Origin of the sequence: Acidovorax sp. LjRoot74, assembly GCF_964254355.1 — a bacterium.
Lineage (GTDB): Bacteria > Pseudomonadota > Gammaproteobacteria > Burkholderiales > Burkholderiaceae_C > Acidovorax.
The window spans coordinates 2091354-2110921 of sequence record NZ_CAXUTI020000001.1 but is presented as its reverse complement, the minus strand read 5'-3'; the positions used below and the strand labels follow the sequence as shown (position 1 = coordinate 2110921).

General features: G+C 64.2%; 25 protein-coding genes. 17 read left to right on the top strand and 8 right to left on the bottom strand.

Annotated features, from left to right (window positions below; genetic code table 11):
- The first annotated feature begins 35 nt into the window (after positions 1–35).
- The 6 genes from ACSQ3O_RS09705 (at position 36) to ACSQ3O_RS09680 (ending at position 5409) form a co-directional block, all read left to right on the top strand.
- Entirely contained in the window at positions 36–1010 is a 975-nt protein-coding gene (locus ACSQ3O_RS09705; protein ID WP_436138689.1) for a recombinase RecT, read from the top strand.
- 80 nt (positions 1011–1090) lie between these two features.
- Positions 1091–2767, top strand: a complete 1677-nt coding sequence (locus ACSQ3O_RS09700) for a YqaJ viral recombinase family protein (protein WP_436138688.1) — start codon at positions 1091–1093, stop codon at positions 2765–2767.
- Positions 2768–2782: 15 nt separating this feature from the next.
- A complete protein-coding gene (locus tag ACSQ3O_RS09695; protein ID WP_436138687.1) occupies positions 2783–3226 on the top strand; it encodes a hypothetical protein in 444 nt (147 codons plus the stop codon).
- Positions 3227–3312: 86 nt separating this feature from the next.
- Positions 3313–4032, top strand: coding sequence for a hypothetical protein (locus ACSQ3O_RS09690; RefSeq protein ID WP_436138686.1), 720 nt, complete (start codon positions 3313–3315; stop codon positions 4030–4032).
- A gap of 72 nt (positions 4033–4104) precedes the next feature.
- The gene (locus ACSQ3O_RS09685) at positions 4105–4401 is read left to right on the top strand and encodes a KTSC domain-containing protein (protein ID WP_436138685.1); all 297 of its coding nucleotides are present in this window, start codon (positions 4105–4107) and stop codon (positions 4399–4401) included.
- Between the two features lie 54 nt (positions 4402–4455).
- Positions 4456–5409 carry a recombination-associated protein RdgC gene (locus tag ACSQ3O_RS09680; RefSeq protein ID WP_436138684.1) on the top strand — a complete coding sequence of 318 codons (954 nt, stop codon included), beginning with the start codon at positions 4456–4458 and terminating at the stop codon, positions 5407–5409.
- Here the strand turns inward: ACSQ3O_RS09680 and ACSQ3O_RS09675 are convergent.
- Positions 5406–5978 (bottom strand): hypothetical protein, encoded by a 573-nt coding sequence (locus ACSQ3O_RS09675; RefSeq protein ID WP_436138683.1) that lies wholly within the window; start codon positions 5976–5978, stop codon positions 5406–5408. The genes ACSQ3O_RS09680 and ACSQ3O_RS09675 overlap by 4 nt on opposite strands.
- Before the next feature lie 204 nt (positions 5979–6182).
- Here ACSQ3O_RS09675 and ACSQ3O_RS09670 point away from each other — a divergent pair, with 204 nt between their 5' ends.
- The 6 genes from ACSQ3O_RS09670 to ACSQ3O_RS09645 are packed head-to-tail and all read left to right on the top strand — an operon-like array spanning position 6183 to position 9603.
- Entirely contained in the window at positions 6183–6734 is a 552-nt protein-coding gene (locus ACSQ3O_RS09670; RefSeq protein WP_436138682.1) for a hypothetical protein, read from the top strand.
- 35 nt (positions 6735–6769) lie between these two features.
- Positions 6770–7420, top strand: coding sequence for a hypothetical protein (locus ACSQ3O_RS09665; protein ID WP_436138681.1), 651 nt, complete (start codon positions 6770–6772; stop codon positions 7418–7420).
- A gap of 56 nt (positions 7421–7476) precedes the next feature.
- Complete coding sequence (locus ACSQ3O_RS09660; protein ID WP_436138680.1) at positions 7477–7836, top strand: hypothetical protein; 360 nt, start codon at positions 7477–7479, stop codon at positions 7834–7836.
- The gene (locus tag ACSQ3O_RS09655; protein ID WP_436138679.1) at positions 7833–8864 is read left to right on the top strand and encodes a hypothetical protein; all 1032 of its coding nucleotides are present in this window, start codon (positions 7833–7835) and stop codon (positions 8862–8864) included. Before ACSQ3O_RS09660 ends, ACSQ3O_RS09655 begins: the two co-directional genes overlap by 4 nt.
- Complete coding sequence (locus ACSQ3O_RS09650; protein ID WP_436138678.1) at positions 8861–9376, top strand: hypothetical protein; 516 nt, start codon at positions 8861–8863, stop codon at positions 9374–9376. The genes ACSQ3O_RS09655 and ACSQ3O_RS09650 overlap by 4 nt, the downstream gene beginning before the upstream one ends.
- Entirely contained in the window at positions 9373–9603 is a 231-nt protein-coding gene (locus tag ACSQ3O_RS09645; RefSeq protein WP_436138677.1) for a helix-turn-helix transcriptional regulator, read from the top strand. Before ACSQ3O_RS09650 ends, ACSQ3O_RS09645 begins: the two co-directional genes overlap by 4 nt.
- Here the strand turns inward: ACSQ3O_RS09645 and ACSQ3O_RS09640 are convergent.
- The 5 genes from ACSQ3O_RS09640 to guaB form a co-directional block, all read right to left on the bottom strand.
- Positions 9575–10786 (bottom strand): tyrosine-type recombinase/integrase, encoded by a 1212-nt coding sequence (locus tag ACSQ3O_RS09640; protein WP_436138676.1) that lies wholly within the window; start codon positions 10784–10786, stop codon positions 9575–9577. The two genes, ACSQ3O_RS09645 and ACSQ3O_RS09640, sit on opposite strands and share 29 nt — an antisense overlap.
- 307 nt (positions 10787–11093) lie before the next feature.
- Positions 11094–12710: a glutamine-hydrolyzing GMP synthase gene (gene guaA, locus ACSQ3O_RS09635; RefSeq protein WP_436138675.1), complete on the bottom strand. Its 1617-nt coding sequence runs from the start codon at positions 12708–12710 to the stop codon at positions 11094–11096.
- Between the two features lie 12 nt (positions 12711–12722).
- The gene (locus ACSQ3O_RS09630; RefSeq protein WP_436138674.1) at positions 12723–13157 is read right to left on the bottom strand and encodes a type II toxin-antitoxin system VapC family toxin; all 435 of its coding nucleotides are present in this window, start codon (positions 13155–13157) and stop codon (positions 12723–12725) included.
- On the bottom strand, positions 13154–13444 hold the full coding sequence (locus ACSQ3O_RS09625; RefSeq protein ID WP_056645636.1) for a type II toxin-antitoxin system Phd/YefM family antitoxin: 291 nt from the start codon (positions 13442–13444) through the stop codon (positions 13154–13156). Before ACSQ3O_RS09625 ends, ACSQ3O_RS09630 begins: the two co-directional genes overlap by 4 nt.
- Before the next feature lie 109 nt (positions 13445–13553).
- Complete coding sequence (guaB, locus tag ACSQ3O_RS09620; RefSeq protein ID WP_094290859.1) at positions 13554–15029, bottom strand: IMP dehydrogenase; 1476 nt, start codon at positions 15027–15029, stop codon at positions 13554–13556.
- A 234-nt stretch (positions 15030–15263) separates the two neighbouring features.
- On the opposite strand from guaB, the gene ACSQ3O_RS09615 reads away from it, so the two are divergent.
- On the top strand, positions 15264–15806 hold the full coding sequence (locus ACSQ3O_RS09615; protein WP_137746416.1) for a DUF4124 domain-containing protein: 543 nt from the start codon (positions 15264–15266) through the stop codon (positions 15804–15806).
- 81 nt (positions 15807–15887) lie between these two features.
- Here the strand turns inward: ACSQ3O_RS09615 and ACSQ3O_RS09610 are convergent, their stop codons facing one another.
- Together ACSQ3O_RS09610 and ACSQ3O_RS09605 are read right to left on the bottom strand one after the other, a co-directional pair.
- Positions 15888–16253 (bottom strand): RnfH family protein, encoded by a 366-nt coding sequence (locus ACSQ3O_RS09610; RefSeq protein ID WP_137746576.1) that lies wholly within the window; start codon positions 16251–16253, stop codon positions 15888–15890.
- A 19-nt stretch (positions 16254–16272) separates the two neighbouring features.
- Positions 16273–16713, bottom strand: coding sequence for a type II toxin-antitoxin system RatA family toxin (locus ACSQ3O_RS09605; RefSeq protein WP_137746415.1), 441 nt, complete (start codon positions 16711–16713; stop codon positions 16273–16275).
- A gap of 132 nt (positions 16714–16845) precedes the next feature.
- On the opposite strand from ACSQ3O_RS09605, the gene smpB reads away from it, so the two are divergent.
- The 4 genes from smpB to ACSQ3O_RS09585 all read left to right on the top strand — a co-directional run bounded on the left by smpB (position 16846) and on the right by ACSQ3O_RS09585 (position 19468).
- Positions 16846–17319, top strand: a complete 474-nt coding sequence (gene smpB / locus ACSQ3O_RS09600; protein WP_298450143.1) for an SsrA-binding protein SmpB — start codon at positions 16846–16848, stop codon at positions 17317–17319.
- A gap of 260 nt (positions 17320–17579) precedes the next feature.
- Positions 17580–17945, top strand: a complete 366-nt coding sequence (locus ACSQ3O_RS09595) for a COG4315 family predicted lipoprotein (protein ID WP_436138673.1) — start codon at positions 17580–17582, stop codon at positions 17943–17945.
- Between the two features lie 78 nt (positions 17946–18023).
- Entirely contained in the window at positions 18024–18554 is a 531-nt protein-coding gene (locus tag ACSQ3O_RS09590; protein ID WP_436138672.1) for an RNA polymerase sigma factor, read from the top strand.
- A 5-nt stretch (positions 18555–18559) separates the two neighbouring features.
- Positions 18560–19468, top strand: coding sequence for an anti-sigma factor family protein (locus ACSQ3O_RS09585; protein ID WP_436138671.1), 909 nt, complete (start codon positions 18560–18562; stop codon positions 19466–19468).
- Positions 19469–19568 lie beyond the last annotated feature (100 nt).

Below are 19568 nucleotides of genomic sequence, written 5' to 3'. Positions count from 1 at the left end.
GGTCGCTCAACCCTTCATCTGACACCGAGGACCACATGACCGCAATCACGACCACTGAAAACAACGCCCTGGCCCCGCGCGGCATGGGCTTCGACCTCAGCCCGCAGACCTTCGAGCAGGCGATGAAATTCAGCCACATGCTGGCCGAGTCCGACCTGGTACCCAAGGACTTCAAGGGCAAGCCCGGCAACTGCCTGATCGCCATGCAGTGGGGTTCCGAGCTGGGTCTCAAGCCACTGCAGGCCCTGTCCAACATCGCAGTGGTGAATGGCCGCGCTGCCCTGTGGGGCGACGCTGTGATCGCCCTGGTGCGCAGCAGCCCCTTGTGCGAATACGTGCAGGAGTCCGACGACGGCCACACGGCCACCTGCCGCGCCAAGCGCCGGGGAGAGCCCGAGCAGGTGGTGACGTTCAGCATGGACGACGCCAAGCAGGCCGGGTTGGCTGGCAAGCAAGGGCCCTGGTCGCAGTACCCCAAGCGCATGCGCCAGATGCGCGCCCGGGCCTTCGCCCTGCGTGACGTTTTCCCCGACGTGCTGCGCGGTATGCCGGTGGCTGAGGAAGTGCAGGACACACCCTCGGAAATCCATATGGGCGACGCGGTGCGCGTGGAGGCCCAGGCTCAAGAGCAGCAGCCCGCCTACACCCCTGAGCAGTTCGCCCAGCTGCTGCCCACCTGGCGCGCGGCCATCGCGGACCGGAAGGCGACACCTGACAGCGTGATCAAGAAGATCAAAACGAAGGGGACGATAACGCCCGAGCAGGAGGCTGCCATTCGCGCACCCATCGAGCAGCCAGCGCCACAGGCCGATCCCGTCACCGATGTGCAGCCCAAGGGCGAGCCCGAGCCCATGGCCGAAAAGACGCTGGGCGATCGGATGCACAACGCCACCACCCTCGATGCGCTGTACGAGGCGGCCGACCTGATCGGAGAGGTTGCAGACCCAGAGGCCCGCGCCCGGCTGGCCCAGTACTTTGAAGAACGCAAGTTCGCACTCGAAGCCGAATAGCCAGCGAATTCCGCTACTCAATTGATAGCTAGCAGCGCTTTACCGATAAGCGCTGGCAGCCAATTTTCATAGGATTTTCCATGTACACCCCTCTAGAAAACGCTCCGCAGGGTAGCGCACCCTGGCACGCAGCACGGGCCAAACATTTTTGCGCCTCGGAAGCAGCCGCAGCCCTTGGCCTGTCCAAGTACACGACCCGCGACGAGCTGCTGCGCCAGAAGGCAACCGGCATCACCGAGGAAGTCGGCGCAGCCAAGCAGCGCATCTTTGACGCTGGCCACGACGCCGAGGCGCTGGCCCGCCCGATTGCTGAGGGTATTGCAGGCACTGAGTTTTACCCCGTGGTGGCCACACGCGAGGTCGAGGGCATGGCGCTGCTGGCTAGCTTTGACGGCATCGACGTGCTGGACGACCTGATCTGGGAAAACAAGCTGCTGAATCAGTCCCTGCTGCAACAGGTGCAGGCAGGCGACCTGGAGCCGCACTACTGGCTGCAGCTGGAGCACCAGCTTCTGGTCAGTGGCGCATCGCGCGCCCTGTTCACCACCAGCGACGGCACGCCAGAAGGCACGCACCCGCTGTGGTACGAGTCGAAGCCCGAGCGCCGCGCGCAGCTGATCGCCGGGTGGAAGCAGTTTGCTGCGGACGTGGCCGCATGGGTGCCGCCCGAGGCCCAGCCCGCCCCCGTGGTGCCAAAGACAGTAGGCAGCCTGCCAGTGGTGTTCGACATGCGCGTAGAGGGCAAGCTGGTGGCTTGCAACCTGGACGAATACAAACCAGCCGCGCTGGCCTACATTGCCGCCATCAACACCGAGCTGGCCACCGACCAGGACTTTGCCGACGCAGATGCCGACGCGAAGTTTTGCCGGGACTCTGCCGACAAGCTGGAGCTGGCCATCGAGCAGGCCATGGGCCACATGGGCGACATCAACACCGCCCTGAACACCGTGCGCGACATTGCCGCCGCGTTCGATGCCAAGGGCCTGGCCCTGGAAAAGCTGGTGAAGGCGCAAAAGGACAGCATCAAGCTCGCCGAGGTGCACCGCGGTCAACGCGAGTTGGCTGAGCACATCGCCCAGCTAAATGCGGCCATGCCGGTGAACTACATGCCGGCCGTGCCCGCGGACTTCGCCAGCGCTTTGAAGAACAAGCGCACCGTGGACAGCCTGCGCGGCGCCGTGAACGACGAGCTGGCCCGGGCCAAGATCGCCGCCAACGAGATCGCCACGCGCATCCATGCAAACCTCAAGGCCCTTGACGCCAGCGGGCTGGTGGTGCCGGATACGACAGCGCTGGTGCTCAAGGCGCCCGACGACCTGGCTGCAGTGATCGCCCAGCGCCAGGCCGCCGAGAACACGCGCCTCGCAGCCATCCGGGCAGAGGAAGCGGCGAAGCTCCAGCGCGAGGCGCAGGCAGCAGCACCGGCCCCAGGTTTGCAGCAAAACCAGGCTCCAGCGCTTACCCAGCAAGCGCAAGTAGCTATTGAATACGTAGCAACCCCGGTCGCCAACGTGGTGCCCATGCGCACAGCGCCACCGGCAGCGGCAGCAGAGCGCACCGGAACGCCGACGCTCAAGCTGGGCACCATCGCTGATCGCCTTGGGTTCGCGCTGACGGCCGAGTTCTTGAAGGGCCTGGGCTTCGAGCCAGCCGCCACCGAGCGCCGGTCCTGCTTGTTCCACGAGGCTGACTTTCCCTTGATCCTGGCCGCGCTGGTGCGGCACATCGAGGGCGTGCAGGCCAAGGCCGCAGCGTGATTTGAGGAGGCTCCTATGGCATCGGCCGACTTTTTCACGCGCCTTGTGGCATTGAATGCTGTGGGGCCAAACAAGATCCAACCCAGCACACCAGGTGGGTCCGGAGCCGTTTCGAAGGCGTACGAGTGCCAGGGCTGTTACGCGACGCACGACTTTGAAGACGACGCCGCTGAGTGCTGCCCGCCACTGGAGAAATGGAAGTGCGGCGCCTGCAATCAGGTGCATTTCGATGAGGATGACGCGGAGAGCTGCTGTCCTGAGTTGGTGTCTGCCGCTTCCGACTATCAGCCCATGCAATGCCCCGTTTGCATGCGGGGAGCCGAATCATTTGAGATCGCTGCGGACTGCTGCCTGCATACGCACCCGACTATGACGGCACTGGGACGCTGGCGCGTCGCAGAGCTGGTGGAGTCCGGCACCCCGTGGGCCGATGCTATTGCGCAGAACGTGAATCACTGACAACAAGCCCTACACCCGCGCGTGCGCGCTGTGCACGCCCCCCTTTCAACAGCCACCCGCCGAGGTGGCTTTTTTGTGGACACATCATGAATATCAGCATCACCCTCGACCTGCCCGGAATCATTGCGCAGGCCTGCGCCGCCGAGCGCCTGCAGCCACTCATCGACAAGGCGATTGGCGAAGCCCTGAAATCAGCCATTGGCGATGCCACCGGCTACAACAGCGAGTTTCGCAAGACCGTGGCCGCGCAGCTGACCGAGGCCCTGCCCCACGGCCTGAGCGCCGACGATGTGGCCAAGTTCCAGCAGGTGCTGAACCTGGCTGTCACCAGGCATGTGCACGACGCCAACGCGGCCACGGTTCAAACAGCGATCGACAAGATAGTGCGCGACGTGATGCCGGACGTGCCCGCAGTGGTGAAGCTGTCCGACTTCATCAAGGATGCTCGCGAAGGCCTCCACAAGGAACAGCACGAAGCGTTCTATGCCTACTGGGAGCCATCGCCCTACGGGGGCGGCCACCTGTACTTGGATGAGGACGAGCACCCGGAGCGCAGCAGCTATGGGTCCAAGACCCGCGACCGCGAGGACATGAAGTACAGCGCCGACTACCGCATTGCCGTGAACAAGGACGGCGAGGTGTACGCCCTGCGCCTGGACGGCAAGGACGTGACCCCGAAGTCACGCCCCGATGTGGTCGGCAGCTTCAAGGCAACGCTGATGGCGATGTACGTGGGCCGCACCCGGCTCGAAATCGACTGCGACGACGACGACGTGAGCAGCGTAGCTGAAGCGCAGTACGACTGAGTGCCCGCCCTGCTTCACATCCTCAGCCCGCATCACGCTGGCTTTTTCCCCGACCATCTCAAAGAACTCCCCATGGACACAACCAACACAGCAACGGCGGCGGCGCCCAAAGCAAAGCCCTACACCCCTATCCCGCTGACGCCCGTGCAGTCCAACCAGATTGGCGCGATCGGCTACGACGCCGCCACCCAGACGCTGGCCGTTTGCTTCGCCCGCGGCGCCGGCGCGATCTATCACTACCCCGGTGTTTCGCCCGAGCTGCATGCCGAGTTCATGGCCGCTGACTCCAAGGGGATTTTCTTCGGCCAGCGCATCAGGCCACTGCCGTTTGAGAAGTTCACCCCAAGCGCAGACGCACCCGGCAAGTAAGCCTAATCCCTATATCCACCGCCCGCCAGCGCGCGCGGGCTCTCTGGAGTGAGCATGTTCAAGAACCTCATCACCTACCGCATTTCTCCCTTGTGGCCCGCCGACCTGGCCGCCATCGAGCAGGCCCTGGCCGCGGCCCCATTCACCGAGTGCGGCGCCACGCAGGAGAAGTCCTGCGGCTGGGTGCCCCCTCGCGGTGAAGACCATGGCGCCCTGGCCGAGTCCGTCGGCGGCCAGTGGATCTTGCGATTCATGACCGAGTCCAAGACCATCCCGGCCACCGTGTTGGCGCGCAAGGTGGCCGAAAAGGCTGCCCGCATTGAGCAGGAAACAGGCCGCAAGCCCGGGCGCAAAGAGACGAAGGAGCTCAAGGACGAGGCCAAACTGGACCTGCTGCCCATGGCCTTCACCAAGCAGGCCAGCACCTGGGTGTGGATCGACCCAACCGCGCGCACGCTGGTGATCGACGCCAGCAGCCAGGGCCGTGCCGATGAAATCGTGACGCTGCTGGTGGAGAGCCTGCCCGGTCTGTCGGTGTCGCTGCTCAACACCCAGACGAGCCCGCAGGCTTGCATGGCGCACTGGCTGAAAGAGCAGGAGCCGCCCGTGGGGTTCACCACCGACCGCGAGTGCGAGCTGCGCAGCGCCAGCGAGGAAAAGGCCGTGGTGCGCTACGCCCGCCACCCGCTCGACATCGAGGAAGTACAGGCGCACATCGATGCCGGCAAGCTGCCCACGCGCCTGGCGCTGACCTGGGATGACCGGGTTTCGTTCGTGCTGACCGAGGGCCTGCAGCTGCGCAAGCTGCAGTTCCTGGACACGGTTTTCGAGGACGCCAAGGCCGACGAAGGCGGGTTTGACGCTGACGTGGCCATCGCCACCGGCGAGCTGTGCAAGCTGATCCCCGATCTGATTGAAGCACTGGGCGGCGAGCAGGAGCCCGGCGTGCTCTGCCCGAGGAGCCTGGCGGTCGACGCGGCTGGGAACGTGACGGCGGGCGCGCTCTAACGCTTTACCCGTACGCCAGGGTGATCTTTCGTCACCGTAGCCTCCGCTCCCTTAAGTTTTTCAGCCAATTGTTGCGCAACAGCTCTGGATTGCGGACCGAACGATGGATTCGCCGCTACCGCATCAGCTAACACTTTAAATTGAACAGCGATTGCGCGTGCGCCTTCAAACGCGCCAATCCACTCGATTTTCAAGAGTTCAGCGGGGATAGTGGCTGCCAAAGTGATTTGCTCATTCAGCAAAGCTGCCTGTCGCTTCATTTCGATTTCGTTGAAATCTTGGACATTCACGAATCTGTCTGCGTAGCTCGACAAAAATGCAATGAAGGTGCGGATTCTGCTTATTGCCGACCGCTTGACCATTAGTTCTTGATGCCTCATCTGATATCTGACGATCAGCGCTGACGCCAGAATGGCGACGACGCTGAACACCGCTTGCATCCATCCCGACCACTCAGCCTTACTCATGCAGGTGGCCCACCAGTCGATCCAGAGAAAACAGTATTCCTGCGGCGGCTGCGCTGCACTCGCAGCATCAGCAAGTGTCCCAACCGTCTGATTCACATCCATCGATTCCCTCCTTGTTTGGACCGATGGTATCTCTCACAAAGCCCGCAAACAGCGGGCTTTTTTTTTCCCATGACCCAACAGCCCACACCACAACAGCCCAAGCCAGAACCGAAGCGTTGCATCGGCTGCGGCCGCTTGCACCCCATCAACCCGGACGGTACGCCCGTTGGCGGCGCCCTCCCCTGCGGAAATTAAGGGCCTCAAATGGCATCACCGTTTCCATCCCTCCCCTCCGCCCGCGAACTGCGCCGCCTGCAAGGGCGCAACGAGCGCCGCGGCATCAAGCCACCCAGTGACCGCCACGAGGTCATCAACCCAGTGACCGAGGCGGTGATCCGCTCGCGCATCGAGGCAGACATCCAGCGCCTGCGCACGGACACCGGCCTGCAGGCCTACCTGGGCGATGACGCCGCGCGCATCGCCAGCATGGCCGGCCGGCTGGTTTACATCGTGTGCCACGCGGCCGGGGTGCATGGCCTGGGCGAGACACCAGAGGGACGCATCCTGGCCGGCACAGCGAACGCGCTGGCCGACATAGCCGGGACGCCCGCAGAGCTGGAGCGCCAACGCGGCGCGGTCATCGCCGGGCTCCAGGCCATCGACCGGTTGATGCCGCAGCTGCACACCCTGAGCCTTGCGGCTGGGGCGCTGGAGCTCGACAACCTGCTGGCCACCACGGCTGGCATGAGCACGGCTGATGTGCACCGCGCGCTTGGGATTGATATCGCTCCCAAATTTATAGCCGCCAGCGCTTAACCGATAAGCGCTGGAGGCTCATTCCAGGGAAATTTATGACTATCACAGCCTACCCCTTGACCTGGCCCACGGGCTGGAAGCGCACGCCTCAGGGCCAGCGCACGCACGGCCGATTCGGTGTGGCCAAGACCACGCCGGGCGGATGGAAGAGCCACAGCAGCGAACTGCCTGTTTCACAGGCGACGACGAGGCTGCTCAATGAGCTGGCGCGCATGGGCGCCCCGCACGCCGACATCATCCTGAGCACGAACCTGGTGCTGCGCCTTGACGGCCTGCCGCGCTCCGGGCAAGCAGCCCCAAGCGACCCGGGCGCCGCGGTGTACTGGCGCGACCCATACAACGGCCAGCCGCGCAGCATGGCAATCGACCAGTACACCCGGGTCGAGCAAAACATCGCCGCCCTGGCAGCCACCATCGAGGCCATGCGTGCCATTGAGCGCCACGGCGGCGCGGTGGTGATGGAGCGGGCATTCACCGGGTTCGCCGCCCTGCCGGCGCCCGCCACGGGCCGCGACTGGCAGGTTGTGCTCGACCTGATGGATATGCCAGAGCCCACCGCTGATGACGTGCGCAAGGCCTACCGCAGGCTGGCGGCCGTGCACCACCCGGACCGCGGTGGCGACCCCGCCAAGATGGCTGAGTTGAACCAGGCGCGCGACGAAGCGCTGCGGTTTTGTGCTATCTAATTTATAGCTACTAGCGCTTGCCTATTAAGCGCGGGCGCCACTTTTGATTGGAAGATATGGACCACACAAAAGACCACTGCCGTGTGACGCCCGAAGGCCGAGCCATCGGTGCGCAGTGGGTGCGCTTTGTAGAGCCCGTCATTGCGCATCTCGCTGCCCAGGGCGAGCCCGATGAGCGCTGCAAGTCCTGCGCCTTCCGCCCCGGGACGGTGCCCAACGGCTGCCTGCAAACCATGGCAGACGTCACCAAGGCAGTGCTGGAGCAAACGCCCTTCTCCTGTCACGTCCACCGCTGCCCAGACGGCATCCCGAAGCTGTGCGCCGGATGGCTGGCCAGCCAGTGGGGTGCAGCAGATCGCCCAGTGACTCCCTGCAAATGGGAATTCTCACCACCTGATGAGGAAGAACAACCATGACGAACACGACAAAACACGACGCACTGCTCATCGCCGATGAAATTGAGGCTGCTGCCGACTTCCCAGCGTACCCGCGCGCGCCCTACAAGGCCGCTGCGGCCCTACTTCGCAGCCAGCACGCCCACATCGTCGACATGGATGCCCAGCTGGCAGCAATCGGCGCGGGTGGGGTGGGGGGGCCGCTGATGGGCGCAGCACTCACGGCAGCGCCCGCCGCCGTGCCTGCGCTGAACCTCACCAAGGCGCATATCGACTACGTTGCTCGCTACGGCGGCAAGTGCCGCGACTGCGCCGACGAGAACGGCGTTTGTCCGGGTAGCGGACTACCCTGCGGCGGCGCGCGGAAAGCCATCCAGTTCGTCTTCGACGCCCTAACCTACGGCGTCACCCACGGCTACATCACCAGCCCTTTCGTCGCATCCCATGGGCAAGCGTTCGGCGGTCCTTGCGACAAGGCCCCGTCTGGATGGCTTTGCACACGCGCACACGGCCACGATGGACCTTGCGCTGCGACGCCCACATTGTCTGAAAGGTCGGATGACTGGGTAGCTGGCTATGCCGCAGGCGTGAATGATGGACGCGCCGACGCCCTGCGCGCATCCCATGGGCAAGCACCAGCCCAGCCCGAGGTGGCTGACGAATGCAAGCGTTGCAGCGGGAGTGGTGAAGACCCCGAAGGTTACTTTGATAAGTCACGCGGCCCTGACGGCGATACGCTAGATGGCCCATGTCGAGAATGTGACGGCACTGGCTTGACACACTCGCCCCAGGCGGCACAGCAAGCACCAGCCGGGGCGGCGCCTGACCCGTGGCGCGAGCATCTTGCGGAGCAGGCCGACGTGATCGACTGCAAGGCGCTCCAGCGCGCCATGGTCAAGCACGGCATTTCTTTCCCAGAAGGCGGAATGGAGCATTTCCGTGCATCGCTGGGCGAAATGGTGAATCGGTTTGTGCGTCATGCCGATCCAGCTGCCCAGGTGGACAGCGGCGTACAGGAGGATGCTGCGCGGACAGGGGGTGCAGCATGAGCCGCAGCGGATACACCGACGACTACGGCGACGACGATCCGCTGGCCATGGGGCGGTGGCGCGCAGCCGTCAACAGCGCGATCAACGGAAAGCGCGGTCAGGCTGCATTGCGCGAGACGCTGGCAGCGCTAGACGCCATGCCAGAGAAGGTATTGATCGGCGAGTCTCTGGTCACTGCCGATGGCGAGTTCTGCACTCTGGGCGTGTTGGGCGCGGCGCGTGGCCTGGACATGGCAGCCGTCGATCCAGAGGATTGGGATGCGGTCGCCGGGATGTTCGACCTTGCCCCAGCCATGGTGCGCGAAATAGTCTACGAGAACGACGAAATGATCGACACCTATAACTGGGCATGGATTGAAATCTGCGGCCCCATGCGACGCTGGGAAAGCCACCGACGAAACGTGCGCGTAGACATTGACCCTGCAGTGGTTGGCCGCCGCCGCTGGCAGCGCATGCGCGACTGGGTTGCCGCGTCGATCAAGCCAGCCGCACAACAGGAAGACACACCATGACCACCTACATCAACCGCAAGCAGCTGCTGGCAAAGGTGCCGCTCAGCGACCGGACAATCTATAACCTGGAAAAGCGCGGCGCCTTCCCCAAGCGCATCACGCTGACCGCACGCAACGTGGCCTGGGACCTGAACGAAGTGGAGGCATGGATGCGCACGCGCCGCGAGTCGGCGAACAAACCCATGCGCCCACCTTGCCTCAACCAGGATGAGCGCCAGGCCGCTTGATGGTCCACCCATCCACCATGTCAGCCCAGTCCTGGAGCATTGCGCGCCGCTGTTCAGCGTACTCCGCCTTGTTGTACACGGCGCGCACCCCCTTCTGCTCGTGGGCCAGACACTTCTCGATCCAATCGGTGTTGTAGTTGGCCTCGTGCAGCAGGGTGCTAGCCGTGCGCCGCAGGTCGTGGGGCCCGAACTTGCCCAGCGGCTTGCCGTCTTTCTGAGCGTGCGTGTAGGTCAGCGTCAGCACCTGATTCAGCGTGGCCTTGGACATGGGCAAATCACTGTCGTACCGCCCGGGCAGCACGTAGCGCGAGCCGCCCGCAAAGGTTTTCAGGGCGATGAAGTAATCCAAAGCCTGCTGGGACAGGTAGACGTTGTGCGGCCTGGCGCGCTTCATGCGCTCCTTGGGGATGGTCCACACCGCCTCTGTGAAGTTCACCTCGTCCCAGGTGGCCTCCGTCAACTCGCTTTTTCTCACGAGGGTCAGCAGCAGCAGCTTGCACGCGACCCGAAACGATGGACCCGTGCCCACGCGGTCCAGGTATTCATACATCAGGCCGATTTCCTCGGGTGAGAGGGATCGGTCCTTGGGGCTGAACTTGGCAATGGCGCTTGGACGCACCAGATCTGCCGGGTTCTCGACGCGCTCGCCGCGTTCGTTCGCCCATCTATACACCCACATCACCACTTCCCGCACATGCACCGCCGTGGCCGGGGCCCCGCGCGCCACGATGGTATCGGTCAGCCGGCGCAGGTCGTCATCCGTGATTTCCTTCATCTTGCGGTTGGCAAACTTCGGCTTGAGCTCGCGCTCGTACACCGACCGCCGCATGTCCCGCGTGGATTCCGCCATCTGGTGGCCACGCAGCCACTTCTCGGCCCACCCCCCGAACGTTTCCGCGTCCTTTTCCTTGGTCTTGGCCTTTGCCTTTTCCTTGGCCGGCGATTTCCCTGCCGCAATGAGGCGCTTGGCCTCGTGCAAACGCTCGCGCGCCTCAGCCAGGGTGATCCCCCCGCGGCCATGCCGCCCGAACGTCACCGTTTCCTGGCGTCCGTTGATCGAGTAGTTGTAGCGGAAGGAGACGGCGCCGGCCGGCGTCACGGCGACATACAGCCCGTCGCGGTCGGGCACCTTGTACAGCTTGTCCTGCGGCTTGAGGGTGCGCAGTTTGGTATCGGTCAGCATTTTCCGACCCACCCACGGGCTGCGAATACCATGATTTTGAAACGCATATCAGGAACTCCTTTCCTGTTTGATATCAATCACTTAGCCGGATTCAGTACCATGCAAACCGGGATTAACCCGGAATGGTATTGCCGCGCCGAATTGTGCATCAACGGCTCGATACCATGGGTTATGCCAGCAAAAATGACGTGCTTACCGATGCTCATCATTGCCAGACGTTGCGAGCCAGCAAAACAAAAGCCCGCGTAAATGCGGGCTCTCGGGGTGATTTTGTGCCAGTATCTGCCGGTGGTTGCCTAACGCCGGATCATTCCCACTCAATCGTCGCTGGCGGCTTGCTGCTCACGTCGTACGTCACGCGGTTGATGCCGCGCACTTCGTTGATGATGCGGCCCGACACCTTTTTGAGCAGCGCGTACGGCAGCTCAGCCCAGTCAGCGGTCATGAAGTCGCTGGTCTGCACGGCGCGCAGGGCGACCACGTAGTCATAAGTGCGCCCATCGCCCATCACGCCCACGCTCTTGACGGGCAGGAAGACCGTGAAAGCTTGGCTTGTCAGGTCGTACCAGGTCTTGCCTGTGGCGTCGTCCTTAAAGTTGCGCAGCTCTTCGATGAAGATCGCGTCGGCGCGGCGCAGCAGATCCGCGTACTCCTTCTTCACCTCGCCCAGGATGCGCACGCCCAGTCCAGGGCCTGGGAAGGGGTGGCGGTAGACCATGTCGGGCGGCAGGCCCAGGGCCACGCCCAGTTCGCGCACTTCGTCCTTGAACAAATCGCGCAGCGGTTCCAGCAGCTTGAGGCCTAGCTGCTCAGGCAGGCCACCCACGTTGTGGTGACTCTTGATGGTGACAGCCTTTTTGCTCTTGGCGCCGCCGGATTCGATGACGTCGGGATAGATCGTGCCTTGGGCCAAAAAGGTCGCGCCCTTGTGGCCACCGGTACCTGCCTTGAGCTTGGCAGCTTCGGCCTTGAACACGTCCACAAACAGGCCACCGATGATCTTGCGCTTTTGCTCGGGTTCACTCACACCCGCCAGCTTACCCAGGAACAAATCGCTGGCGTCCACGCGGATGACCTTGGCGTGGAGCTTGCCCTCGAACATGTCCATGACCATGTCGCCCTCGTTCAGCCGCAGCAGGCCGTGGTCCACAAACACGCAGGTGAGTTGGTCGCCAATGGCGCGGTGGATGAGCGCGGCAGCCACGGACGAATCCACACCACCCGACAGGCCCAGAATCACTTCTTCGTCACCGACCTGCTCACGGATTTTCTGGACGGCTTCTTCGATGTAGTCGCCCATGATCCAGTCGGCACGGGTGCCGCAGATGCCCAGCACAAAGCGCTCCAGCAGCGCCTTGCCCTGCACCGTATGCGTGACTTCGGGGTGGAACTGCACGGCGTAGTAGCGGCGGCTTTCGTCGGCCATGCCAGCGATGGGGCACGAGGGTGTGGAACACATCACCTTGAAGCCCGGGGGCAAGGCGGTGACCTTATCGCCGTGGCTCATCCACACCTTGAGCATGCCGTGGCCTTCGGGTGTCGCGAAGTCTTCGATGCCCTTGAGCAGCTCGGTGTGGCCATGGGCGCGCACTTCGGCATAGCCAAACTCACGGGTGTTGGAGCCTTCGACCTTGCCGCCCAGCTGCTGGGCCATGGTCTGCATGCCGTAGCAGATACCCAGCACGGGGATGCCCAGCTCAAACACCGCATCTGGCGCCTTGTCGTCCACCTCGTACACGCTGGCGTGGCTGCCAGACAGGATCACGCCTTTGAGCGAGCCGTCCTTGGCGTAGTCACGGACCCATTCGTCGGTCACATCGCAAGGGTGCACTTCGCAGTAGACGTTGGCCTCGCGCACGCGGCGAGCGATGAGCTGGGTGACTTGCGAGCCGAAATCGAGGATGAGGATTTTCTGGTGTTGCATGGTGGTGGTCCGTCAGAGGCTGGAGAGATCAAGAAGCGGGACGCCGCTGCGCTGGGCAGCAGCGATCTGCTGGGGGTCGAAAGTGGCCAGCGGCAGGCGCAACGAGCGCGCGAGCCACAGGTAGGCGGCATCGAAGGTGGGCAGGCCGGTGTCGAGCGCCACGTCCATCACGGCCTTGTGCTGGGCGGGGGCCAGGTCGTGCAGCTCTACGCGGTGGCGAATCGCCTCCAGCACGCTCCACAGGCCTTCAACCGAGGCGGCCGGGATGCGGCCGCTGTGCACGCCGCTGCTGATGAGGTTGCTGCACTCCCACTGCCAGAGGTTGGGCGCCTGCGGTTCGACCTCGTCGCGGCGGATCAGGGTGTACAGGCGGCGGGTGTGTTCGCTGGCCGCATCGGGCAGCAGCCAGGCGGCGGTGACGGAGGCGTCGAGGACAAAGGCGGTCATGCAGTGCTCCGGCCCTTGCGGCGCAAGGCATCCAAGGCCTCGCCTGCGGAGCGCAAAGTATCGGTAGGGTTCGCCCCGACTGCGGGGCGAACCGTGGCATGCAGCGCGTCAATCTGCCCCAGCTCGCGGGCGATCTGCTCGTCGGTGATCACGGGCCTGCGACGCACGGGCAGCATGCGCACCACCTCTTTGCCGTGGCGCGTGATGCGCACTTCCTCACCCTGCTCGACCAGCTCGATCAGGGCGGAGAACCGGCTCTTGGCTTCGTAGATACCAACGGACTGCATGGAAACGCGGACCCCAAAAAAGAAAAGTCTGGCCTGAACAATGAATTCAGACCAGACTATATCAGTCTGACCAGATTTTTTCAATCAGGCCAGATTAGATCAACAACGATCAGTCAGCGCGATAGTTAGGCGCTTCCTTGGTGATCTGCACGTCGTGCACGTGGCTTTCGCGGATACCGGCGGTCGTGATCTCGACGAACTCGGCCTTGTTGTTCATCTCTTCGATGGTGGCGCAACCGCAGTAGCCCATGGAGGCACGCACGCCGCCCGCCATCTGGTAGACGATGCTGACCATGGAGCCCTTGTAGGGCACGCGGCCCTCGATGCCTTCGGGCACGAGCTTGTCGGCGTTGGGGTTGCCCGTGCTCGACTCCTGGAAGTAGCGGTCGGCACTGCCCTGCTGCATGGCGCCGATGCTGCCCATGCCGCGGTAGCTCTTGTAGCTGCGGCCCTGGAACAGGATGACTTCACCAGGGGCTTCTTCAGTGCCCGCAAACATGCCGCCCATCATCACCGTGCCTGCGCCAGCTGCCAGGGCCTTGGCGATGTCGCCGCTGTAGCGGATGCCGCCGTCGGCAATCAGCGGCACGCCGGTGCCCTTGAGCGCCGTGGCCACGTTGTCGATGGCCATGATCTGGGGCACGCCCACACCGGCCACAATGCGGGTGGTGCAAATGGAGCCGGGGCCGATACCGACCTTGACGGCGTCCGCGCCCGCCTCGACCAGCGCCAGTGCCGCCGCGCCAGTGGCGATGTTGCCGCCGATCACGTCGATCTGGGGGTAGTTCTGCTTGACCCAGCGCACGCGGTCGATCACGCCCTTGCTGTGGCCGTGCGCGGTGTCCACCACGATGGCGTCCACACCGGCCTTGACCAGCGCCTCGACGCGCTCTTCGGTGCCCTCGCCCACACCCACCGCTGCGCCCACGCGCAGGCGGCCAGCAGCATCGCGCGCGGCGTTGGGGAAGCTGGTTTGCTTGGTGATGTCCTTCACCGTGATCAGGCCCTTGAGTTCAAAGGCGTCGTTCACGACCAGGATGCGTTCGAGCTTGTGCTTGTTGAGCAGCGCCTTGGCCTGTGCAGGCGTGGTGCCCTCTTTTTCATTGACCGTGATGAGCTTCTCACGCGGGGTCATGATCTGGTGGACCTTGACGTCGTAGCGGGTCTCGAAGCGCAAGTCACGGCCAGTGACGATGCCGACCACCTTGCCACCGTCGCACACCGGGAAGCCCGAGATGCCCAGCTGCTCGGACAGCTGCAGCACCTGCAGCACGGTGTGCTCGGGGGTGATGACCACGGGGTCGCGCAGCACGCCGGATTCGTAGCGCTTGACCTTGGCCACGTGGGCAGCCTGCTCCTGCGCGGTGAGGTTCTTATGCACGATGCCGATGCCGCCCTCCTGGGCGATAGCGATGGCCAAGCGTGCCTCGGTCACGGTGTCCATGGCGGCGGACACAAGCGGCAGGTTCAGTTGGATATTGCGGGAGAGTTTCGTCGCGAGGGACGTGTCCTTGGGCAGGACCTGGGAGTACGCTGGCACCAGCAACACATCGTCGAAGGTGAGCGCTTTTCCAAGAAGGCGCATGAGAAAGCTCCAAAAAACGGATTGTACCCGTGCCGCGTGTGGTGCACCGCCGACACGCCCATTTCCCCCGCGCTGCGCACCTACTCTGCCGTAGCAAATACCAGCGCAGCCCTCCACTGCGGGCCGCGCAAGCAGCATGGCCACACGCCAAGCGCCCGTGCAACACGCCAACCCAAAGTGGCCGCCTATCCGCCGCACTGGCGGGTGGCGGGCCACACGGCTAAACTTCCTCGCATGAAAATGCACAAGATTCTTCTGCTGGCCGTGGCCTGCACCTGGGCCATGGGCGCGGCAGCGCAGTGGCAGTGGATCGACAAGGACGGGCGCAAGGTCTTCAGCGACCGCCCGCCACCGGCTGATGTTCAGGAAAAAAATATCCTGAAGCAGCCCGGAGGCGCCCTCCCAGCGCGCCCGGCGCCAGCGCCCGCAGCAGCGGCCACGGGCGATGCGCCCGCCACCGCCGCCGCACCTGCGGCGGCACCAGCCCCCAAGCTCGCAGCCAGTGCCGCAGGCAGTGGCAAGGACAAGGAGCTGGAAGAGAAGAAGGCCCAGGCCGAAGCAGCCGAAGCAGCCAAGAAGAAGGCCGAAGACGAGAAAATCGCCAAAACCAAGGCCGAGAACTGCACCCGCGCCCGTGCCGCCAAAGCCGCATTCGATGCAGGAAAACCCATCACCCAGACCAACGCCCAGGGCGAGCGCATCTTCCTGGACGGCACCGCCCGCGCAGCGGAAGCCAAACGCATCGACGGCATCGTTGCCTCCGACTGCGCGCGCTGACCACGGCACGTCCCTGATGCCCTTGCCCTTGTGATGGGGCACAGGGCTGGCGGCGCGAGCCCGTAGTGCCCGACAGGGCCTTCAGTACCCTGACTTGCCCCCGGGGCGCTGACGAGCGAACAGGCCCGTGGAACGTGCCCCCTGGCGGGCAAACCGCTCCCGGCGGGCCACCTTGGGGTCCACCTTGAGGGGCCGGTAGACCTCCACACGGTCCAGGTGCTGCAATCGCGCCTCCAGCGCCACAGCCCGCCCCCACACCCCCACCAGCGGCGCAACGGTCTCGCTGGCCAACGCTGAAGACGATGGCGGCAGGGCACCGCAGGCCCGCAGGGCATCGGCCACCAAAGCGCCCTGGGGCAGATCCAGAATCCACTCCCGGGTCTCGCGCGGCGCCAGGCAGATCACCACGGTGACCTGCACCGTGGCGCCACCTCCACCGGGCCCCATAGTGCCCTCTGCGCACGCCTCAGCCATACACCTGCTCTGCGCGCTTCACAAACGCGTCCACCATGCTGCCCGCGATGCGGTCAAACACAGGCCCCACCAGAGCAGCCAGCGCGGCACTGTCAAAACCGTAGTTGAGGAGCAGTTCCACCTTGCAGGCGCGCTGCTGCCCATCGCCCACGGGGTGGAAATGCCAGTCCCCATCCAGGCGCGAGAACGGGCCCTTGACCAGGTGCATCTGTACACGCCGACCTGCCTCGTGGGTGTTGCGCGTCACAAAGGTCTGGCGAATGCCCCCCAAGGCTATGCCCACCTCGGCGGTCATGCCGTCCTCGGTCCGCTCCAGCACTGCAGAACGATCGCACCAGGGCAAGAACTGCGGGTAGTGCTCCACCCCGGTGACCAGGGCAAACATTTCTTCGGGGCTGTACCAGATGAGGACGGACTTTTGAACGGTTTTCATGCAGACGGCTGGCGCCAGACTTTCTGTGTAAGGGGAAGATGGGCCAGGGAACTAGAATCGCGGGTCTTTGAACGGCCACAATTGTATGTACGGAGATCTTTTATCTCCCGCAGAGCGCCGCATCTGAACTTCATGGCCAAGAAACCCGATTCCCCTTCCCGCATCGCCGAAAACAAAAAGGCAGCATTCAACTACTTCTTCGAAGAGCGCCACGAAGCAGGCATGGTGCTGCACGGTTGGGAAGTCAAGGCGCTGCGCGAGGGCAAGGTGCAGCTGACCGACGGCTATGTGCTGATACGCGAAGGCGAGCTGTACCTGCTGGGCTGCCTGATCAACCCGCTCAAGACGGCGTCCACCCACGTCAACCCTGAGTCGGCGCGCACCAAGAAGCTGCTGCTCAAGAAGGACGACATCAAGCGCCTGATCGGCAAGGTCGAGCAAAAGGGCTACACGCTGGTGCCCCTGAATCTGCACTGGAAGAACGGCTTTGTGAAGTGCGAGATCGCACTGGCCAAGGGCAAGGCCGAACATGACAAGCGCGACACCATCAAGGACCGCGAAGGCAAGCGCGAGGTGGAGCGCGCGATGAAGAGCAGGAACCGATAACCCCCTGAGGTGCCGCGCACCTTCCTCCCGTGGGGGAGGAACGCCCCTGGTGCGGCGGGGAAGTCCTTGCACGGGAGCGCTGGGCTGGCGCCGCGCCTCTTGGAGGCGCGGTGGAAAGCGGAGACCTGCCTGAGCAGGCCTGATCTTTGCGGATTTTTTTGTGTGCGTGGTGGAATAAACCGTCATGTCCATGTGTTTGTGGAGGTGCAAGGCGGCATGTGCCGTTGCCTGCAACCCCTCTTCTTGCACCTGGAGAAACCATGAAAAAAATCCTGTCCATCGCTGCGTTCCTGGCCATTGCCGGCTGCTCCACCATGGCGACCGATGGCCCTGTCAAAACCATCGACGGCGTGCTCGTTGGCGCGGGCGGCATGACGCTTTACACGTTCGACCGCGACACGGCTGGCAGCGGCAAGTCGGTGTGCAACGGCCCCTGCGCCACCAACTGGCCTCCACTGCTGGCCACCAAGGCCCCTGGCGGCGACTACGGCATCGTCACGCGCGACGACGGCAAGACCCAGCTGGCCTACAAAGGCAAGCCCCTGTACTACTGGGCCAAGGACACCAAGCCCGGCGACAAGACCGGGGAAGGCGTCAACCAGGTATGGCGCACTGCGCGCCCGTAAGTCTGTGGGAACGCCCCTGTCACGCCCCACGTCTCACTGCGTGACAGAGGCAATACAAACCGTGACGCCACACTCCGCATGAACCGCGCCCAAGTCATTGAGCAGTTGCCCGGCCTGCGGCGTTATGCCCGGGTGCTGACAGGCGACGCCTGGGCCGCAGACGACCTCGTACAGGACACACTGGAGCGCGCCTGCAGCAAATGGCTGCTGTGGCGCACTGGCACCGACCTGCGCGCCTGGCTGTTCACGCTGATGCACAACCTGTACCTCAACCAGCGCCGAGCCTTGCCCGCCCTGGCGCCTCTCGACATCGAGGAGGTGCAGGATCAGCTCCATGCCCGAAGTAGCCCTTCTGACGATGCCCTGGACCTTGAGCGCTGCCTGCAGCGCCTGCCCGCCGACCAGCGCGCCGTGCTGCTGCTGGTGGCCATGGAGGACATGAGCTACGAGGACACGGCGCGCATCCTGTCCATACCGGTGGGTACGGTAATGTCACGCCTGTCGCGCGCCCGTACGCGCCTGCGTGCGCTCATGGACCACACCGCTCCAGCAGTACCGCAGGTGGCAGCCCCCGCCGGCCAGCCGCCCACGCTGCGCCGCCTCAAGTGATGACGATGACGAAGAACACCCCCTCCCCCACCGCCGGCCGGGACTCAGACAGCGAAGACAGCCTGCGCTGGCATGCCTTGGTAGATGGCCAGTTGCCGCCCGATGAGGCAGCGGCGCTACGCAGCCAACTGACGGAGGATGCGACCAAGGCGGACATGTTGGCGCATTGGCAGTGGCAGCGCGAACAACTGAAGGCCTTGCACCGCGACCTGCTGCATGCACCGGCGCCCGATGCGCTGAATGCAGCCGCACTGCGCCTGGCAGACAGCCGCGCCGCGCAGGCGCAATGGTGGCGCTGGGGCGGCATGGCTGCTTCCGTGCTGCTCGCCTTTGTGCTGGGCTGGACCGGCCGAGCGCAGTGGCAGGCTCCGGCGGGCAGCACCATCGCATTGATGCCGAACAGCGCCAGCCAACCGGTGACTGTGGCCCACCGTTTTGTGCAGCAGGCAGCAATAGCGCACGCGGTGTACCAACCAGAAGTGCGCCACCCGGTTGAAGTGACCGCGGCGCAGCAGGATCACCTCGTGCAGTGGCTTTCCAAGCGCTTGGACCGGGCGCTGAAAGTGCCCAGCCTGGGCCCGCTGGGCTACGAGCTGGTGGGCGGCCGCCTGCTGCCGGGCGACACGGGCGCACGCGCGCAATTCATGTACCAGAACGGAGCGGGCCAGCGCGTGACGCTGTACCTGGGCGGGCTGGTGCCGACCACAACACCAGCGGCCTCCAAGTCATCAACTTCTGCAGCGAAGGCGCCTCAGCCCATGGCCGCAGACACAGGGTTCCAGTTCAGCCAGGAAGGCCGCGTCGCCGGGTTCTATTGGACGGACGGCGGTTTTGGCTACGCGCTGAGTGGGCAGATGCCCCGTGCCGAACTGCTGGAACTGGCCACTGCGGTCTACCAGCAGTTACAGCCCTGAGAGCGGCCTAGCCAAATTGTTCCGGCCACGGCGGTCAGCGCGTCATCGGCCTGCAGCGTCCGCAGGCTCAGGCACAGAGAGCCTCCCGTCTCCCTTTTCA

Bases quoted from the DNA above. Each gene is read 5' to 3' on its own strand.
- ACSQ3O_RS09705 (WP_436138689.1), top strand. From the start codon at position 36: ATGACCGCAATCACGACCACTGAAAACAACGCCCTGGCCCCGCGCGGC.
- ACSQ3O_RS09700 (WP_436138688.1), top strand. From the start codon at position 1,091: ATGTACACCCCTCTAGAAAACGCTCCGCAGGGTAGCGCACCCTGGCAC.
- ACSQ3O_RS09695 (WP_436138687.1), top strand. From the start codon at position 2,783: ATGGCATCGGCCGACTTTTTCACGCGCCTTGTGGCATTGAATGCTGTG.
- ACSQ3O_RS09690 (WP_436138686.1), top strand. From the start codon at position 3,313: ATGAATATCAGCATCACCCTCGACCTGCCCGGAATCATTGCGCAGGCC.
- ACSQ3O_RS09685 (WP_436138685.1), top strand. From the start codon at position 4,105: ATGGACACAACCAACACAGCAACGGCGGCGGCGCCCAAAGCAAAGCCC.
- ACSQ3O_RS09680 (WP_436138684.1), top strand. From the start codon at position 4,456: ATGTTCAAGAACCTCATCACCTACCGCATTTCTCCCTTGTGGCCCGCC.
- ACSQ3O_RS09675 (WP_436138683.1), bottom strand. From the start codon at position 5,978: ATGGATGTGAATCAGACGGTTGGGACACTTGCTGATGCTGCGAGTGCA.
- ACSQ3O_RS09670 (WP_436138682.1), top strand. From the start codon at position 6,183: ATGGCATCACCGTTTCCATCCCTCCCCTCCGCCCGCGAACTGCGCCGC.
- ACSQ3O_RS09665 (WP_436138681.1), top strand. From the start codon at position 6,770: ATGACTATCACAGCCTACCCCTTGACCTGGCCCACGGGCTGGAAGCGC.
- ACSQ3O_RS09660 (WP_436138680.1), top strand. From the start codon at position 7,477: ATGGACCACACAAAAGACCACTGCCGTGTGACGCCCGAAGGCCGAGCC.
- ACSQ3O_RS09655 (WP_436138679.1), top strand. From the start codon at position 7,833: ATGACGAACACGACAAAACACGACGCACTGCTCATCGCCGATGAAATT.
- ACSQ3O_RS09650 (WP_436138678.1), top strand. From the start codon at position 8,861: ATGAGCCGCAGCGGATACACCGACGACTACGGCGACGACGATCCGCTG.
- ACSQ3O_RS09645 (WP_436138677.1), top strand. From the start codon at position 9,373: ATGACCACCTACATCAACCGCAAGCAGCTGCTGGCAAAGGTGCCGCTC.
- ACSQ3O_RS09640 (WP_436138676.1), bottom strand. From the start codon at position 10,786: ATGCTGACCGATACCAAACTGCGCACCCTCAAGCCGCAGGACAAGCTG.
- guaA (WP_436138675.1), bottom strand. From the start codon at position 12,710: ATGCAACACCAGAAAATCCTCATCCTCGATTTCGGCTCGCAAGTCACC.
- ACSQ3O_RS09630 (WP_436138674.1), bottom strand. From the start codon at position 13,157: ATGACCGCCTTTGTCCTCGACGCCTCCGTCACCGCCGCCTGGCTGCTG.
- ACSQ3O_RS09625 (WP_056645636.1), bottom strand. From the start codon at position 13,444: ATGCAGTCCGTTGGTATCTACGAAGCCAAGAGCCGGTTCTCCGCCCTG.
- guaB (WP_094290859.1), bottom strand. From the start codon at position 15,029: ATGCGCCTTCTTGGAAAAGCGCTCACCTTCGACGATGTGTTGCTGGTG.
- ACSQ3O_RS09615 (WP_137746416.1), top strand. From the start codon at position 15,264: ATGAAAATGCACAAGATTCTTCTGCTGGCCGTGGCCTGCACCTGGGCC.
- ACSQ3O_RS09610 (WP_137746576.1), bottom strand. From the start codon at position 16,253: ATGGGGCCCGGTGGAGGTGGCGCCACGGTGCAGGTCACCGTGGTGATC.
- ACSQ3O_RS09605 (WP_137746415.1), bottom strand. From the start codon at position 16,713: ATGAAAACCGTTCAAAAGTCCGTCCTCATCTGGTACAGCCCCGAAGAA.
- smpB (WP_298450143.1), top strand. From the start codon at position 16,846: ATGGCCAAGAAACCCGATTCCCCTTCCCGCATCGCCGAAAACAAAAAG.
- ACSQ3O_RS09595 (WP_436138673.1), top strand. From the start codon at position 17,580: ATGAAAAAAATCCTGTCCATCGCTGCGTTCCTGGCCATTGCCGGCTGC.
- ACSQ3O_RS09590 (WP_436138672.1), top strand. From the start codon at position 18,024: ATGAACCGCGCCCAAGTCATTGAGCAGTTGCCCGGCCTGCGGCGTTAT.
- ACSQ3O_RS09585 (WP_436138671.1), top strand. From the start codon at position 18,560: ATGACGAAGAACACCCCCTCCCCCACCGCCGGCCGGGACTCAGACAGC.